At 65.5% G+C, this 17,582-nt stretch carries 13 protein-coding genes; 9 read left to right on the forward strand and 4 right to left on the reverse strand.

Annotated features, from left to right (window positions below):
* Positions 1-23: 23 nt before the first annotated feature.
* The 3 genes from AC1DN9_RS13460 to AC1DN9_RS13470 all read right to left on the reverse strand — a co-directional run bounded on the left by AC1DN9_RS13460 (position 24) and on the right by AC1DN9_RS13470 (position 4,565).
* Positions 24-2,021: a transglutaminase TgpA family protein gene (locus tag AC1DN9_RS13460; protein WP_478100880.1), complete on the reverse strand. Its 1,998-nt coding sequence runs from the start codon at positions 2,019-2,021 to the stop codon at positions 24-26.
* A gap of 619 nt (positions 2,022-2,640) precedes the next feature.
* A complete protein-coding gene (locus AC1DN9_RS13465; protein WP_478100882.1) occupies positions 2,641-3,522 on the reverse strand; it encodes a DUF58 domain-containing protein in 882 nt (293 codons plus the stop codon).
* A 122-nt stretch (positions 3,523-3,644) separates the two neighbouring features.
* Positions 3,645-4,565 carry an AAA family ATPase gene (locus tag AC1DN9_RS13470; RefSeq protein WP_478100884.1) on the reverse strand — a complete coding sequence of 307 codons (921 nt, stop codon included), beginning with the start codon at positions 4,563-4,565 and terminating at the stop codon, positions 3,645-3,647.
* Between the two features lie 73 nt (positions 4,566-4,638).
* On the opposite strand from AC1DN9_RS13470, the gene AC1DN9_RS13475 reads away from it, so the two are divergent.
* The 7 genes from AC1DN9_RS13475 to AC1DN9_RS13505 all read left to right on the forward strand — a co-directional run bounded on the left by AC1DN9_RS13475 (position 4,639) and on the right by AC1DN9_RS13505 (position 12,892).
* Positions 4,639-5,592: a histone deacetylase family protein gene (locus AC1DN9_RS13475; protein ID WP_478100886.1), complete on the forward strand. Its 954-nt coding sequence runs from the start codon at positions 4,639-4,641 to the stop codon at positions 5,590-5,592.
* A 15-nt stretch (positions 5,593-5,607) separates the two neighbouring features.
* Positions 5,608-6,894, forward strand: coding sequence for a mechanosensitive ion channel family protein (locus AC1DN9_RS13480; protein WP_478100888.1), 1,287 nt, complete (start codon positions 5,608-5,610; stop codon positions 6,892-6,894).
* Between the two features lie 146 nt (positions 6,895-7,040).
* A complete protein-coding gene (locus tag AC1DN9_RS13485; protein WP_478100890.1) occupies positions 7,041-7,790 on the forward strand; it encodes an electron transfer flavoprotein subunit beta/FixA family protein in 750 nt (249 codons plus the stop codon).
* Positions 7,791-7,792: 2 nt separating this feature from the next.
* A complete protein-coding gene (locus AC1DN9_RS13490) occupies positions 7,793-8,728 on the forward strand; it encodes an electron transfer flavoprotein subunit alpha/FixB family protein (protein WP_478100892.1) in 936 nt (311 codons plus the stop codon).
* Between the two features lie 96 nt (positions 8,729-8,824).
* Positions 8,825-10,615, forward strand: coding sequence for an acyl-CoA dehydrogenase (locus tag AC1DN9_RS13495; RefSeq protein WP_478100894.1), 1,791 nt, complete (start codon positions 8,825-8,827; stop codon positions 10,613-10,615).
* A 161-nt stretch (positions 10,616-10,776) separates the two neighbouring features.
* Positions 10,777-11,739: an NAD(P)H-dependent flavin oxidoreductase gene (locus AC1DN9_RS13500; protein WP_478100896.1), complete on the forward strand. Its 963-nt coding sequence runs from the start codon at positions 10,777-10,779 to the stop codon at positions 11,737-11,739.
* A gap of 43 nt (positions 11,740-11,782) precedes the next feature.
* The gene (locus AC1DN9_RS13505) at positions 11,783-12,892 is read left to right on the forward strand and encodes an acyltransferase family protein (protein ID WP_478101122.1); all 1,110 of its coding nucleotides are present in this window, start codon (positions 11,783-11,785) and stop codon (positions 12,890-12,892) included.
* A 49-nt stretch (positions 12,893-12,941) separates the two neighbouring features.
* Here AC1DN9_RS13505 and AC1DN9_RS13510 read toward each other — a convergent pair whose 3' ends face one another.
* Positions 12,942-14,045, reverse strand: coding sequence for a glycosyltransferase family 4 protein (locus AC1DN9_RS13510; protein WP_478100898.1), 1,104 nt, complete (start codon positions 14,043-14,045; stop codon positions 12,942-12,944).
* Between the two features lie 152 nt (positions 14,046-14,197).
* On the opposite strand from AC1DN9_RS13510, the gene cydD reads away from it, so the two are divergent.
* Both cydD and AC1DN9_RS13520 read left to right on the forward strand, forming a co-directional pair.
* Positions 14,198-15,880 (forward strand): thiol reductant ABC exporter subunit CydD, encoded by a 1,683-nt coding sequence (gene cydD / locus AC1DN9_RS13515; protein WP_478100900.1) that lies wholly within the window; start codon positions 14,198-14,200, stop codon positions 15,878-15,880.
* Positions 15,877-17,571: an amino acid ABC transporter ATP-binding/permease protein gene (locus AC1DN9_RS13520; protein WP_478100902.1), complete on the forward strand. Its 1,695-nt coding sequence runs from the start codon at positions 15,877-15,879 to the stop codon at positions 17,569-17,571. Before cydD ends, AC1DN9_RS13520 begins: the two co-directional genes overlap by 4 nt.
* Positions 17,572-17,582 lie beyond the last annotated feature (11 nt).

The following is a 17,582-nucleotide window of genomic DNA, read 5'->3' on the forward strand; positions in this document are numbered from 1 at the left end:
ACCGGAAAACTTCACATGTGGTTTCAGCGCGGCCACGACAGTCGGCGGAATTCGGAGCGCAGGGCCGACAAGGCGGCGCCGGGCGTCTTCGCATAACGCTGCGCTTCGAGGCGCAGGAGCCAGTCGTGTGCCGCCTGTGCATTCGCGCCGAAGCGTTCGGAAAGGCGCGTCGCCATCTGGCGCGGCGGGGCGGTCTCCGGCACGTCGATGCCGGCCTGCTTGAGCCGCGCGCGGGCCTGGCCGAGCAGCCGCAGCCAGGGGTCGTGCCGGCTGCGTTCCCAGAGCGTCCAGCCCGCAGCTGCCAGGCTGGCGGCGACCATCAGCACGAGGAGCACGACGATGAGGTCCTGCATGCTGGGTGCTTCGAACCCGAGGCTCTTGAGCAGATCGAGCTGCCGGCTTTGCGTGTAGCTGAGCACCCACTGGTTCCAGCCGTTGTTGACGGCCTCCCAGGCGGCGCGCAGGTGGTGCGCAAGGGTCGGCGTCACGACCTCGAATGCGCCTTCGATCAGGCCCGGCTGCGCCACAAGGCGCCGGAACTGGCCGACCCGGTCGGGCGAGATCGCGCCGGTCGGGTCGATGCGGACCCAGCCTGTGCCTTCCTGCCAGACCTCGGCCCAGGCGTGTGCGTCGCTGTGGCGCACGACCCAGTAGTTGTCGACGCCGTTGATCTCGCCGCCCTGGTAGCCGGTCACGATCCGCGCCGGGATGTCCAGGGCGCGCATCAGCACCACGAAGGCCGACGCGATGTGTTCGCAGAAGCCTGCCTTGATGTCGAACCAGAACTGGTCGGCGGTGTCATCGCCGTACAGGCCGGGCTCCAGCGTATAGGAATAGCCGCCTGTGCGAAGCCGCTGCAGCACGGCCTGGACGTAGGCCTGTGTGGACGCGCCGCGAAGGGCTGGGTCGCTGCGCATCTGCGCCGCAAGCGCGACGGTGCGCGGATTGGTGCCTGACGGTAGCGCGACGAAAGACTGCATGGCGGCCGTGCGGCGCGTCGGCCCGTACTGGAACTGCGTGAAGCTTTCCACGCGGTAGCGCACCAGATCGGTGAGAGGGCGGTTCGTGACCCATTGCAGCTCGGACGTGCCGAACACGTCGAAGTTGGGAAGATCGGGGCGGCTCGGCGTGGCGTCGAGCGTCAGCAGCATGGGCCGGTTGGAGGGCTCGAGCGTGACTTCATAGCGCGCGGGTTCGCCCTGCACCCGCAGGTTCAGCGGCAACTGGCGGCGCACGAACGGCGCTTGGGACGTCCATTCGCGACCGTCGAAATTCGACAGCACGGGTCCGCGGAAGTACAGGGCGGCTCGGGGCGGGATGACGCCGTTGTCGAATTTGATGCGTGCCGCGATGCCATCGTCGAGCGCGAGCTCCGCGATCGCGCCGACGCGCATCGTGTTCGACAGGCCCGTCCGGCCGGCCATGGCGTCGCTTGGCGTGCCCCACAGTGGCGCCATGCGCGGGAACAGCATGAACAGCACCACCATGATCGGTGCACCGAGCAGAGCCATCCAACCGGCCGTGCGGGCTGCCTGCGAAAGCGGCGGCCTGCCGACCGGCATGTGGGCGTTGACCAGGGCGGTCAGCAGGCCGAGCAATGCCAGAAGCATCGCGAAAGCTGTCGGCAGCGATTGCGAATAGAAGAAGTTCGTGAGCATCGTGAAGAAGCCCAGGAAGAAGATCACGAAGGCGTCGCGGCGGGCTCGCAGTTCCAGCGTCTTGAGGGCGAGGAGGATGACGATGAGGGTTACGCCTGCGTCGCGGCCCAGGAGCGTGCGGTGGGTGGAGAACGTTGCTATGAGGGTGAGGGCGAGGAGGGCGGCTCGCCACCACTTGGTGGGCAATGGCTTTGCCTGGACCGCGAGGCTGCCGCGCCAGAGGAGGACTATGGCGGCCAGGAGGCTGCACCACCAAGGGAGGTTGGGGACCTGGGGGAGGACGATGAGGGTGATGACCGAGAGGAGGAAGAGGGTGTCTCGGGTGTCTCTTGGGAGGGTTTGGAGGTTGGCTAGTGGGGTCATGGGCTTGGGGCTTTCTGACCTTGAGGGCCTTTGGGGAGGCTGTTGGCCGGGTCTCGCCCCGGCGGGCGACCTACTTTCTTTTGCTTCGCCAAAAGAAAGTAGGCAAAGAAAAGGCGACCCTGCTGTGGGCGTCCCTGCGCTTCGCTCCGGGCAACCTGCGGTGCTCGCTTTTCGTGGGGTCCGCGCAAACTCGCTTCGCTCAAACACGCGCGGCCCTGATCCACGAAAAGCTCCGCTMCTCGGCACCCCCAGAAGGGAGTGCTCGGGCCGTCGCTTCGCTCGGCCCACTGAATACCAACACCAATACCAATACCAGCAGCCAACACAACACAAGGACGCGCCACGGCGCGTTCTGCCTTGGTATTGGTCTTCGTCTTGGGGTCCCCTCTGTGCGTGCCGAGGAGCGCAGCTTCAGGCGGAAAAAGGGCCGCGCGTGTTTGAGCGAAGCGAGTTTGCGCGGACCCCGCCTGAAGCGAGCACCGCAGGTTGCCCGAAGCGAAGCGCAGGGACACGCACAGTGGGGTCGCCTTTCTTTTGCTTACTTTTCTTTGGCGAAACAAAGAAAAGTGAGTCGCCCGCCGGGGCGAGACCCGGCCCACCGCCTCAGCAACCCCCCCATTCAACATGTAGCAAGCACCTCCAAACACCGCCTCTTATGCCCCTCGCCCGCCGAAGGCGCAACCACCCGACCCCCAACCCGTACCCCGTACTCAACCCCCAACCGATCCGCCATCAAAACCCAAGCACAAACCCGAGAAACCTGAGCTTCCCCTTCAGGCAACCCCGCATGCTGAACATCCAGCCAGAGCTCTTCCCTCTGCGCCTGCTGCGCATCCCGGCTAACCAGTTCATCAGACCCCGCAGCCTGCGCCCGAGCCGCTCTTTTCCAGACGACAAGCTTCAACGAATCCCCCCGCCGATAAGCCCGCACCCCGTCATATTCCCCAGCCACATGAGTACGCGTCAACGCCGAAGCAGCCTGCCCCGCAAGCGGCTCCCCGACAGGCAGCGGCGGCGGATTCACCTCAGGCGCCGGATAGACCAGCACCTTCGAAGCCGGCCGCCAAACCGTCCACACCCGAAAGGTCCCCAACGGAAACCGGGTCTCGGCAGTCAGCGTCGGCACCGCATGCAGCCCACGCCGCTCAGGCCTGAACGCCACCTCCACCGTCGCGCTCCCTTGCGCAGGCACGTCACTCCACGACCATTGCCCACTGCGATGCACCGCCAGCCCGATGCCATAACGCGTGCTCCGCCGCGCGTTATGCAACACCACTCGAAAGACAGCCGCCGACCCCGCGTACTGCGCCTCGGGCGGCATCAGATGCATCGCCAGCCCCCGCAACGTCCCATGACACACATGCATCCCAACCGCCACGCACCCCGCGAGCAGAAAGGTCAGCAGATACCCCAGATTGAGCTGGTAGTTGATCGAAGCGACCAACAGCAGCAGCAGCGTCGCAGCCAGCATCAATCCGGCCACCGTCGGCACGATGTACACATTGCGCTGCGTGAGTTCGAGCGTGTCCGAAGGCGGACGACGCGAAATGAACCACCGGTCGATACGAGACCGGAGCGGCGCGAACGACCGCGCGACCCCGACGCGAGCCGGCGCAGGCACTTTCACGGCAGTGGCACCGCCGCGGTCATCGCGCGCACCTGTTCGACCGCGCCCCGGCCGGCGTCGCCCACAGGCGTGAGCCGGTGCGCGATGGTCTGCGGAAGCACGGCCTGCACGTCATCCGGCGCAACGTAGTCGCGATTGGCCAGAAGCGCTTGCGCCTTGGCGGCGCGCAACACGGCGATGCCCGCACGTGGCGACAGACCCTGGAGGAACCAGCGCCCGGAGCGCGTGGCGGCGATCAGGTCCTGAACGTAGTTCAGCAGCGGTTCCGACGCATGAACCTGGAGCACACGTTGCTGCAAGGCTGTCAGTTCGCCGGCTGTCAGCAGCGCGGGAAGGCTGGCAAGCAAGTCGCGCCGGTCGGCGCCCGCAAGCAACTCGCGCTCGGCGGCCCGGTCGGGGTAGCCGAGCGAGATGCGCATCAGGAAACGATCGAGCTGCGATTCCGGCAACGCGAAGGTGCCCAACTGCTCGTGCGGGTTCTGCGTGGCGATGACGAAGAAGGGCGTTGGCAGCGGGCGCGTCTCGCCTTCCACGGTCACCTGCTTTTCTTCCATCGCTTCGAGGAGGGCGCTCTGTGTCTTGGGGCTCGCGCGGTTGATCTCGTCGGCCAGCAGCACCTGGGCAAAGATCGGGCCCGGATGGAAGACGAAGGCTTGCTGTCCCCGGTCGTAGATCGCCACCCCCGAGAGATCCCCCGGCATCAGGTCGGCGGTGAACTGCACCCGCGAGAACTGCAAGCCGAAGGTATGTGAAAGCGCATGCGCCAGCGTCGTCTTGCCGACGCCCGGAACGTCCTCGATCAGCAGGTGGCCGCCCGCCAGCAAACAGGCCACGCAATCACGCACCTGAGCCTCTTTGCCCACGATCACCGTGTTAAGCTGACCGAGCAAACTGGCGAGCTTCGCGGCAACGTCCATTTTTGTATCCATATGCAAACCATACCTTAAGCCTTGTGGCCCCGTCCGGCCAGAGGCCAGGCGCAATCGATCCATGGGCAAAACCGGCTATTTCACACACCGCGACTGCTGGAAACACGACATGGGGCAGGGCCATCCGGAATGCCCCGCGCGGCTCGATGCCATCGAGGATCGGCTGCTCGTCACCGGCGTCGGCGACGCACTGCACAAGGGCGATGTGCCGCTCGCCACGCTGCCTCAGATCACCCGCGCACACAGCGTCGCGCACATGGAGCACCTCGAAGCGCTGAGCCAGCGGCTCGTCGAGGACGAACCGGCCGGTGGTCCGGACCATGCGCAGATCGATCCGGACACCTCACTGACCCGCTTCACCATGCTGGCCGCGCGCCGTGCGGCCGGTGCCGCGATCGCGGCGACTGATGCGGTGATTGCCGGCGAGGTCGACAACGCCTTCTGCGCCGTGCGGCCCCCAGGGCACCATGCTTGCCGTGACAAGGCCATGGGCTTCTGCTTTTTCAACAACGTCGCGATCGCCGCCCGCCACGCCATCGAAGAGCATGGGCTGGAGCGTGTCGCGATCGTCGATTTCGACGTGCACCATGGCAACGGCACCGAGGACATCCTGAGCAACGATCCCCGCGTGCTGATGGTCGGGATCTTCCAGCATCCTTTCTATCCGTACAGCGGCACCGAGCATCCGGCGCCGAACATGCTCAACCTGCCGGTGCCGGCCTATACCAAGGGCATGGATGTGCGCGAGCTCATCGAGGCCTGCTGGATGCCCCGGCTCGAAGAGTTCCGGCCGCAGATGATCTTCGTGAGCGCCGGATTCGACGCGCACCGCGACGACGATCTCGGTCAACTCCGGCTCAACGAACACGACTTCGCCTGGATCACCGGGCGAGTCGTCGACGTGGCCCGCCGGCATGCCGGCGGGCGCATCGTGTCCATGCTCGAAGGCGGTTACAACCTCGACGCCCTGGCGCGCAGTGTCGAGGCACATCTGCGGGTGCTCGCCGACCTCTAGTTCTGGTTTCGATCGATGGATTTCAGCGCTTTCAACGAAAAGCTTGGCCAGATCCATGCGCAAAACGTGTGGATCCAGCTCGGCGTATTGGCCGCCTGCATCGTCGTCGCATGGGCGATCTGCAGATGGTTCGGGCGCGATCAGCCCGAGGATTCGATCTGGTTCGGCGAGCGCGTTTTCGACGGCTTGTTGTTCCCGTTGCTGGCACTGCTGCTGAGCGAGCTTTCGCGACGCTCGGCGCTGTCATTGGGCTTTGAGCCCGCGCTGGTGTTGCGGATTGCTGTCTCGGTGTTTGTCTCGCTCGCGGTGATCCGCTTTTTCGCGCGCGTGTTGCGGGCTGTTTTTCCGGCCTCCGCGGTGGCGCGGCTGGTCGAGCGAACGATTTCGTGGATCGCGTGGATCGGCGCGATCCTCTGGATCGTCGGTCTCTTGCCGCCGGTCCTGGCGGAACTCGACGAGATCACGCTGGCTTTCGGGCGAACGCGGGTGAGCCTGCGCACCATCCTCAACGGCCTGCTGTCGGCAGGCCTGGTGCTCGTGATCGCGTTGTGGATTTCATCGACGATCGAAAAGCGCGTCCTGCGGGAGGCCGTACACGATCTGTCGATGCGCAAGGTCGCGTCGAATGCGGTCCGCGCCTTTCTGCTGCTGATCGGCCTGCTGTTCGCGCTGTCGGCGGTCGGGGTGGACCTGACGGCGCTGACGGTCCTTGGCGGCGCATTGGGCGTCGGCCTGGGCTTCGGCCTGCAGAAACTCGCGGCCAACTATGTCAGCGGCTTCGTGATCCTTCTCGAGCGATCGATACGCATCGGCGACAACGTCAAGGTCGATGGCTTCGAGGGCCGCATCACCGACATCAAGACGCGGTACACGCTGGTGAGGGCGGGCAACGGGCGCGAGTCGATCGTGCCGAACGAATCGCTGATCACGAGTCGTGTCGAGAATCTTTCGCTGGCCGATCTCAAGTTCGGCATATCGACCAACATCATCGTCGGGTACGAAAGCGACGTGTCGCAGGTGCAGGCGATCCTTTGCGGTGCGGCGGCTGCGCAGCCCCGCGTGATGAGGGATCCGGCGCCGATCGCCTTTCTGCTCAACTTCGTGCCTGATGGATTGGAGTTCAGCCTGAACTTCTGGGTGTCCGATCCGGACAAGGGCCGGGACAACCTGCGCTCGGCGATCAACATCGCGATTCTCGAAGGCTTGCGCAACGCGGGCATCGTCATCGCCAACCCGCAACGGGTGGTGCGTGTTGAATCGTTACCTTCTAGAGTTACGTCTCTAGGCGCGGCTCATCTATAATCACGAAAAAGCACGACCGTTCTTTTTTGCGCACCGACGATGGAGCGCACCCCTGATTGAAATGGACAGTTCGCGCAGAGGCCGGCGCCTAAAATCATCGGCTGCTCTGCATACCCCCGGTTTCGCAAATCAATGGAGTCAAACCAATGAAGATTCTGGTCCCCGTCAAGCGGGTCGTCGACTACAACGTCAAGGTTCGCGTCAAGAGCGACGGCACGGGCGTTGACATCGCCAACGTCAAGATGAGCATGAACCCCTTCGACGAGATCGCCGTCGAAGAGGCTGTGCGATTGAAGGAGAAGGGCGCGGCCACCGAGATCATCGCCGTGTCCTGCGGCGATGCGAAGTGCCAGGAGACCTTGCGCACGGCGATGGCCATTGGTGCCGATCGCGGCATCCTGGTCGAGACGACTGAAGAACTCCAGCCGCTGGCCGTTGCCAAGCTGCTGAAGGCACTGGTCGACAAGGAACAGCCCCAGTTGATCATCCTCGGCAAGCAAGCCATCGATGACGATGCGAATCAGACGGGCCAGATGCTCGCAGCATTGGCTGATCTTCCCCAGGCGACGTTCGCCAGCAAGGTCGAAGTGGCTGGTGACAAGGTCAACGTCACCCGCGAAGTCGACGGCGGCCTGGAAACCATCTCGCTGTCGCTGCCCGCAGTCATCACCACCGACCTGCGCCTGAACGAGCCGCGCTATGTGACGCTGCCCAACATCATGAAGGCCAAGAAGAAGCAGCTCGACACCGTGAAGCCCGAGGACCTCGGCGTGGACGTCAAGCCGCGCCTGAAGACATTGAAGGTCTCCGAGCCGCCCAAGCGCGGCGCCGGCATCAAGGTGCCCGATGTCGCCACGCTGGTGGACAAGCTGAAGAACGAAGCCAAGGTGATCTGATCATGACCGTACTTGTTATTGCCGAACACGACCACGCCACGCTCAAGCCGGCGACCCTGAACACCGTGACCGCAGGGATTGCCTGCGCCAGCGGCGATGTCCACGTGCTGGTGGCTGGCGCCAACGCTGCCGAAGCCGGCAAGGCAGCCGCCCAGGTGGCAGGCGTTGCCAAGGTGATCGTGGCTGACAGCCCGAGCCTGGCGGACAACCTCGCGGAGAACGTCGCAGCCCAGGTGCTGGCGATCGCGAAGAACTACAGCCACATCCTGTTCCCGGCCACGGCCAACGGCAAGAACGTCGCGCCGCGCGTCGCAGCCAAGCTGGACGTCGCTCAAATCAGTGACATCACCAAGGTCGACAGCCCCGACACCTTCGAGCGTCCGATCTATGCGGGCAATGCGATCGCCATCGTGCAAAGCTCCGACGCCATCAAGGTCGTCACCGTGCGCACGACGGGCTTCGATGCAGCGGCAGCCACAGGTGGCAGCGCAGCGGTGGAACCCGTGGACGGCGTAGCCGACAGCGGCAAATCGAGCTTCGTGGGCCGGGAAGTCACCAAGAGCGAGCGTCCCGAACTGACGGCCGCCAAGATCATCGTCTCGGGCGGCCGAGCCCTCGGCAGCGCGGAGAAGTTCACCGAGGTGATGGCGCCTCTGGCGGACAAGCTCAACGCGGGCCTGGGTGCCAGTCGCGCCGCAGTGGACGCAGGCTACGCGCCGAACGACTGGCAAGTGGGCCAGACGGGCAAGATCGTGGCGCCGCAGCTCTACATCGCCTGCGGCATCTCGGGCGCCATCCAGCATCTGGCCGGCATGAAGGACTCCAAGGTGATCGTGGCGATCAACAAGGACGAAGAAGCCCCGATCTTCTCGGTGGCCGACTACGGCCTCGTGGCTGACCTGTTCACGGCCGTGCCGGAACTGGTCAAGGCACTTTGAGAAACATCCATCGATGGTGAAGCCAAAGGGCATCGTTCGCGATGCCCTTTTTTTCGCATCGATTCGCATTCGGCCGCACGGCCATAGGAGAGACTCATGAGCTACACCGCTCCCATCAAAGACATGCTGTTCGACATCGAGCACCTCGCGAACATCGCACAGGTGTCTCAAATGCCGGGCCTCGAAGAGGCCGGCCTCGAAACAGCGCAAGCCGTACTCGAAGAGTGCGCCCGATTCAATCAGGACGTGATCGCGCCGCTCAACGTGGCCGGCGACCGCGAGCCTTCTTCCTTCAAGGACGGCAAGGTCACGACGACGCCCGGCTTCAAGGAAGCCTTCGCGCAATACGTGGCGGGCGGCTGGCAGGGTTTGCAACATCCCGCCGACTTCGGCGGCCAGGGCTTGCCGAAGCTCATCGGCGCCGCTTGCGTCGAGATGCTGAATTCAGCCAACTTGAGCTTCGCACTGTGCCCGTTGCTGACGGACGGTGCGACCGAGGCGCTGCTCACGGCCGGCTCAGACGAGCTCAAGGCCACCTACCTCGAGAAGCTCGTGAGCGGCCAGTGGACCGGCACGATGAACCTGACCGAGCCGCAGGCCGGCAGCGATCTCTCATTGGTACGAAGCCGCGCCGAACCGCAGGCCGACGGCACCTACAAGGTGTTCGGCACCAAGATCTTCATCACCTACGGTGAGCACGACATGGCCGAGAACATCGTCCATCTCGTGCTGGCGCGCGTGACCGGTGCGCCTGAGGGCGTGAAGGGCATCAGCCTGTTCGTGGTGCCGAAGTTCCTCGTCAACAAGGATGGATCGCTGGGCGCTCGCAACGATGTCCACTGCGTGAGCATCGAGCACAAGCTCGGCATCAAGGCATCGCCCACGGCGGTCCTCCAGTACGGCGACCATGGGGGCGCCATCGGCTACCTGGTCGGCCAGGAGAACCGCGGCCTCGAGTACATGTTCATCATGATGAATTCGGCGCGCTATGCGGTCGGCATGCAGGGCGTCGCGATTGCGGAGCGCGCCTACCAGCATGCGGTGGCCTATGCCAAGGAGCGCGTGCAGAGCAGGCCCGTCGACGGCTCGATGAACGCGAGCGCGCCGATCATTCATCACCCTGACGTGAAGCGCATGCTGATGACGATGCGTGCGTACACCGAAGGCTGCCGCGCGATGGCGTCGGTGGCTGCGGCAACCTACGACGCCGCGCACCATCACGCTGATGCAGACACGCGCAAGCAGAACGAGGCCTTCTACGAATTCCTGGTGCCGCTGGTCAAGGGCTACAGCACGGAGATGAGCCTGGAAGTGGCATCGCTGGGCGTGCAGGTGCACGGCGGCATGGGCTTCATCGAGGAGACCGGTGCGGCGCAGTACCTGCGTGACGCCAAGATCCTCACAATCTACGAGGGCACCACGGCCATCCAGGCCAACGACCTCGTCGGCCGCAAGACGGCACGCGACGGCGGCAAGACTGCAAAGGCAGTCGCCGCGCAGATCGAGGCTACGGAAGCCGAACTCGCAAAGCGCGACAGCGCCGATGCAAAGGCCGTGGGCAAGCGCCTGAAGGCGGCCCGCGAGGCGTTTGTCGACGTGGTCGACTTCGTCGCGGGCCAGACCAAGACGTCGCCCAACGCGGTGTTCGCGGGCAGCGTGCCTTATCTGTTGCTTGCGGCCAATGTGGTTGCGGGCTGGCAGCTTGCGCGCTCCCTGCTGATCGCGGAAGACCTTGCGAAGGCGGGCACCGACGTGGCCTTCATGAAGGCCAAGATCGCGACGGCACGCTTCTACGCGGAGCACATCCTGAACAAGGCGCCGGGCGTTCGAGACAGCATCGTCGAAGGCGCCGACAGCGTCACAGCCCTCGCAGTCGAGTCTTTCTAGGGATGTTGCTCTCCCCCAGGTTGGCCCACTTCGTGTGGCCGCCCACCCCTCACCGGGGGCAACACCAGCGGCCCGGCCAAGCCGGTTCCGCGGTGTTTCCCGAAGGGGCCTCGCTTTGCGGGCCGCTTTTTAATAGTTCATCCATAAGTTCCGGAGACCTCATGTCCAAGTTGCCACCCGTGCTCGCCAACCTGCCGCTGCCCATCATCGGCTCACCGCTGTTCATCATCAGCAACCCCAAGCTCGTGATTGCGCAGTGCAAGGCTGGCGTGGTGGGTGCGATGCCCGCACTCAATGCACGGCCCGCATCGCAGCTCGAAGATTGGCTCGCCGAGATCACGGAAGAGCTCGCGGCCTACAACAAGGCGAATCCGACGAAGCCGGCCGCGCCCTTCGCGATCAACCAGATCGTGCACAAGAGCAATGACCGGCTCGAGCACGACATGGAACTGGTCGTGAAGTACAAGGTGCCGATCGTCATCACCTCGCTCGGCGCACGCACCGACGTCAACGACGCGGTCCACAGCTATGGCGGCGTGACGCTGCACGACATCATCAACAACGCCTTCGCAAGGAAGGCGATCGAGAAGGGCGCCGACGGGATCATTGCCGTGGCGGCTGGAGCGGGCGGTCATGCGGGCGTGAAGAGCCCGTTTGCACTCGTCCAGGAAATTCGCCAGTGGTTCGACGGCCCGATCGCGCTGTCGGGCTCCATCGCCACGGGTGGCGCGGTGCTTGCGGCACAGGCCATGGGCGCGGACTTCGCCTACATCGGCACGGCTTTCATCGCGACTGAAGAGGCGCGCGCGAGCGACGAGTACAAGCAGGCCATCGTCGACGGCACGTCCGACGACATCGTCTATTCGAACCTGTTCACCGGCGTGCACGGCAACTATCTCGCGCCGAGCATCGTGGCCGCAGGCATGGATCCGGCCAACCTGCCCCAAGGCGAACTGAAGACGATGAACTTCGGCGGCGGCGAAGGCAGCAAGGCCAAGGCCTGGAAGGACATCTGGGGCTCGGGCCAGGGCATCGGCGCCGTGACCGAGGTCGCAACGGCCGCGGCCTTCATCGAGAAGCTCAAGCGCGAATACCAGGAAGCGCGCAGCCGCCTTGCCCTCTGAGCATCTGGCCGTAAGCACTGCGGCGCCGGCCTCGGTCAGTCGCATGCCGTTGCTGGATGCGGTGAAGGGCGTCGCCTGTCTCCTCATCGTCGGACATCACCTGTCGCGCTACGGGCCGCTTCCGGCGGGCGCTTCGTCGCTCGCGCCGGCGCTTTTCGACTGGCTGTCGCAGAACGGGCGCCTCGCGGTCCAGGTGTTCCTGGTGCTGGCGGGCTTTCTGGCTGCAGGCAGTCTTGCGCCCGACGGCGTTCTGCGGGTCGACCGGCCGGTGGCCCGGATCTTCCAGCGCTACGGCCGACTGGTGATGCCCTACCTGGCTGCATTGACCTTCAGCGTCATCGTCGCGGCACTGGTGCGGCCTTGGCTCGACGACGAAGCCGTGCCCGGGCCGCCGGGCATGGCGCAGTTGCTCGCGCACGGGCTGCTGCTGCAGGACCTGCTCGGCTTTGAAGCCCTGTCGACCGGTGTCTGGTACGTGGCCATCGACTTCCAGCTCTTCGTGCTCGCGTTCGCGGCAATCGCCCTGTCGGAGCTGATGCAACGGCGGTGGTCGGTCCGGCCTGAAAGATCGCGTTGGGTGATGTTGGGACTCGTGGTGTCGCTGGTCGTCTCGTCGCTGATCTTCTTCAATCGCCACGCCGAGCTCGACACAACCGCGCTGTACTTCTTCGGCTCCTACGGCCTGGGACTGCTCGTGTTCTGGATCGGGCGCGCGACGCGAAGCAGCACATGGCGCTCTGCGGTGCTGATGCTGGCGCTGTTGGGCGCCGCCGCACTGGCCGTCGAATGGCGTAGCCGCATCGCGATCGCGCTGGTCACCGCGCTGGCTGTCGCAGTGATCCAGCATCTCGACGGACTGAAGCCGGCCGCGTGGCCGTCAGTCGGCGAGCCGCTGGTGCGACTGGGGCGCATCTCGTATTCGCTGTTTCTGATTCACTTTCCGGTGCTGCTCCTGGTGAGCGCCGTGGTGAGTCATTTCCTGCCGGACACACCCTGGATCGACCTGATGGGTCTGCTGGCGACCGTTGCGTTGTCGATTGCCGCGGCAATGCTGCTGTATCGATGGGTCGAATCCCGGCCCGCGACATGGCGCGCCGTGCTGGGCCTCTTTGCAGGCCTGCTGGCCTGCGGCGCGATCGTGTCGTTGGTCTAGGGCCTGTTCACACTACTTCCGCGATCCCCGGAAGTAGTGTGAACAGGCCCTAACGGCTGCCCAGCGCCTTGGCGTAGTGCTCCGAGAATCGCTCGGCGACGGATTCCCAGTCGTAGTGTTTGGCGGTCGCTTGCGCGGCGTTGGACATTTCAATGCAACGTTCCGCGCCGAGGCTCGCGACTTCGCGCACGACTGCGAGGTCCTTGGCGCTGCCGTCGAAATCCAGGAAGAAGCCGTTGACGTCGCGTTGGACAAAGCCGTTGACAGGCTCCATGTCGCGGCAGATCACGATCTTGCCTGCAGCCATGGCTTCGAGGATGCCCACGCCGAAGCCTTCGTACTCGCTGCCCGTGATGAACACCGAGCGTTGCTGCAACGCCTGGATGAGCAAAGCGTCTTCGATGTAGGGATGCAGCTTGATCGAGCCGCCAAGCTGGAGCGCCTCGATCTTTGCCTTGAAGCCGTCCCCGAGATGGTCGAAGTCGGGACCTGCGACGAGGAGATCAATGGCGACCCCTTGGTCACGAGCCTGGGCGACAACGTCGATCACCGCGTCGATGCGCTTGTTGCGAGACCAACGGCCCCAGTAGATCCACTTCGTGGGATCCGGTGCGCCAGTGATGCGTCCGCGCTGGAATTTCGAGAAGGCAATGCCGTTGTCGCACTGGTCGACGTGGCCTGAGTAGCGGCCGAAGTACTCGGCATCCGATTGGCTGACCGCGAGAACCCGGCGGTAGTGACCCAGCAGCGGGCGCATCAGGAAATGCTCGTGTGCCCACTTGAATGCCTGGTGCTGGCGAGTGTGGCGGAACCCGCCGTGCGTGCTCAGGATGGCTGGAATGGCTCGGGATTGAAGCAGCACATTGCCGGTGAGCATCATCAATTGCGGGTCGTGCACGTGCAGCAGGTCGTAACCGGCTGCGAGGCTGCCGAAGCCGCGCGCGTAACCCACCAGCCGATTGCCGGTGACCGGGATCCGGTAGACGTTGATGCCGTCCATGCCGCTCACGGAATAGGCTGCATGCTTGGGCGACACATGCGCCACATCGACCTGCATGCCGTTGCCGGACATGCGGACGGCAAGCTCTCGCACCACGGACTCGATACCGCCCACTTCGGGGAAGTACGTGGGTGTGATGGAAAGGATCTTCAATTTCTTTTCTCCGTCGATCGTCCCTAGCTTAGCGGTTGCGTCATCGAGATTTGGCATGCTCCAAAGGGCTTTTGGCATCAAGATTGGCGAGAGTGCGATATCACCTATGATTGCTGAGTTTTCAGTAAATACTGAAATTCCAAGACAACGCTGTGAATCCTCCCATCCCGCCCATTGCCGGCCTGCGTGCGCTTGACGCTCGCGGCTTGGGGAATCTGGTCCAAGGTGTCGCGGCGCTACTTTGGTTGCCGCAGGCGGGTCTGTTGGCGTGGGCCGTGCAGCGGCTGGGCGCCGGCGAAGGCATCGGTGCGGTGCTGCTGCCGGCGGCGGGCATCCTGCTGTTCGGGCTATTGCGCGCGGCATGCGAGGCGTGGGGCACGCGCCGGGTCTATTCGGTGGCGCGATCCCGTCTGTCGCAACTGCGTATGCAAGTGACAGAAGCGCTGTCAGCGCGTTCGCCGGTCGACAGCGCGCGGCCGGCCTCCGGCCTCGCAGCCAGCGTGATCGCGGAGCAGGCCGAGGCGGTGGTGCCGTACCTGGTGCGCTATGGCCCGGCTCGCTGGCGCGCGACGGTCGTGCCCGTCGTGATCCTGGTGGCCGTGGCGAGTCTCTCGTGGACCGCTGCGGCGATATTGCTGATCGCGGCGCCGCTCATTCCGGTCTTCATGGCCATCGTCGGATGGCGCGCCAGGGCCGCCAGCGAGGCGCAGATGGTGGAGATGGGAGGGATGAGCGCCTTCCTGCTCGATCGACTGCGCGGGCTGGCGACGCTGCGCGCACTCGATGCGGTCGATGCCACCGCGAAGCGTCTCGGAGAGGCGGCGCAAAGCCTTCGCGAGCGCACGATGCACGTGTTGCGCATTGCCTTCCTGTCGTCTGCCGTGCTGGAGTTGTTCTCCGCGCTGGGTGTCGCGATGGTCGCGGCCTACGTCGGCTTCCATCTGCTGGGCACGTTCGAGTTCGGGACCTGGGGCCGGCGGCTGAGCCTCGGCGAGGGGATGTTCATCCTCCTGCTGGCGCCCGCATTCTTCGAACCTCTGCGGGAACTGTCCGCCGTGTGGCACGACCGCGCTGCAGGCGAAGCGGCGCTTGCTTCGCTCGACGGACTTGCACGGGATGGCGTCCTGTTGCCCGGCACGCGGACACCGACGCCTGCGCATGGCCTGGCCGCGCCGGGAGCGCCTTCGTTGCGCATTCGCGATCTGCATTTCTCGCAACCGGGCGGAGACATCCTCTTCGAAGGCTACGACCTGCGCGTGGCCGCGGGCGAGCACGTTGCATTGATGGGCTCGAGTGGTTCCGGCAAGACGGCCTTGCTGAGCCTCATCGCCGGTCTCGTGCCCGCGCGGCAAGGCGAGATCATCGTCGGCGGTGTGCCACTGTCGGATCGCACGGTGACTGCGCTGCGCGGCCGCATGGCGTGGATGGGTCAAAAGCCGCACGTTTTCGCGGGCACCGTGCATGCCAATGTGGCGCTGGGTCGTGCCGGAGTGCAGGCGTCCGACGTCGAGGCCGCGATGCAGTTCGCCGTGCTGGACGACGTCGCCCAGGCGCATCCCGGGATGTCTTTGGGGGAGGGCGGTAGCGGTCTTTCCGGCGGCGAGGCCGTGAGACTTGCGCTGGCCCGCCTGGCCGCGCATCCGGGCGCTGACCTTTTGCTGGTCGACGAGCCGACCGCGCACCTCGACACCTACACCGCAGAGCGCGTGGCCGACGCGCTGATCGAACTCGCACGCGGCAAGACGCTGATCGCAGCGACGCACGATCCCGTGCTGGCCGCGCGCATGAATCGCGTGATCCGCCTCGACGCCATGCCGGCGAAGGAGGCGGCATGAAGCTATGGCGCGACGTTCGTCCCGTGTTGACGCACTTCCTTGCCGCGGAGCCACGCCAACTCGCGCTCGGCGCTGCGCTGGCTGCGCTGACCGTGCTGATGGGCATGGCGCTGCTCGGCCTCTCGGGCTGGTTCATCACGGCCACGGCCCTTGCGGGGCTGCAGGCCGCGACGGCGATCCGCTTCGACGTGTTCATGCCGTCGGCCGCTATCCGGCTGCTGGCGCTCGGGCGCACGGCTTCGCGCTATGGCGAGCGACTGGTCACCCATGACGCGACCTTCGGTGTGCTGGCGGCGCTGCGCGAGCGCTTGTTCCGCGGCTGGGCCGAGCCGGCGGCTGCCCGGCAATTGCTGGCGCGACCGGCCCGGGTGCTCTTCCGTCTCACGGCCGACATCGACGCGCTCGAATCGTTCTATCTGCGCATGCTCGTTCCCGCAGGCGCAGCGCTCGGTGCCGCCATGCTGGCGGGCATCGTGCTCGGGGCGATGCGTCCCTGGATGGGCCTTGTGCTCGCGCTCTGGTTGATCGCCGCGGGCTGGGGCATTGCGCTGGTGATGGCTTCAAGGGCGCGTCCCGCAGCGGTTCGGCGGGCACAGGCCATGGAAGCACTGCGTTCCCGTGCCGTGGATCTGGTGGCAGGGCAGACAGAACTGGTGATGGCCGGCAGGATCGACGCCCAGCGCGAATCGCTGGCAGCAGCCGACCGCCATCTCGCACAGGCCGACCTGACGCTCAATCGCCTCGAAGTCGGTGCCGGCATGGCCTACAGCATGGCCGGCACGTTGACGCTGGCGGCGGTGTTGCTGGCGGTCGGCTCGCTGGCGGGCGAAGGTGCCATCAGCGCACCAGCGGCAGCGCTGGCGCTGCTGGTCGCGCTCACTGCCGTTGAGCCTTTCGCCGCCTTGCGTCGCGGTGCGCTCGAAGCCGGCCGTGCATGGCTGGCGGCAAGGCGATTGGCGCCCCGGATGGCAGTGCAGCACTCACGTAAGCCGCAAGCCTCTCGCGCCTCTGACGATCGCGGCGCGTTGCACTTGGCCCATGTCAGCGCGGCCCATCCCGGCAGCCGCGTGGCCGCGTTGCACGACATCACCCTGGCCCTGGCCGACGGCGAACGCGTGGCGCTGATCGGGCCGTCCGGCGCGGGCAAGTCGACGCTGCTCGCGGTCCTCTCGGGCGATCTCGCGCTGCAGTCGGGCGAGGTCAGCATCCGGCCCCATTGCCTGTTGACGCAACGCACCGAACTCTTCCAGGACAGCCTTCGCGACAACCTGCGGCTGGCCGATCCCGACGCGCACGACGCGCGGCTTCAGGCCGCGCTGACGGCGGCGGGCCTTGCGCACGAAGTGCAGGCCATGGCCTCGGGATACGACACCTTGCTCGGAGAAGGCGGCTTGGGCCTCTCCGGCGGGCAATCCCGCCGCCTCGCGCTGGCTCGGCTGCTGCTGCGCGACGTACCCATCTGGCTGCTGGACGAACCCACGGAAGCATTGGACACTGCGACTGCGCACGACGTGTTGCAGCGCCTCGACGTCGAGGCCGCAGGACGCACCCTCCTGGTCGCGACCCACCTGCGGCGCGAGGCCGCGCTGGCGGACCGCCTGGTCTGCATGCAGGGAGGCCGGATCGTGGCCGACCTCCAGCGCGGCACGCCGGCATTCGACGCGGCATTGAGTGCGCTCAGGCCCGATTGAGTCCAAACGTC

Source organism: Variovorax sp. 05L425 (assembly GCF_056397705.1).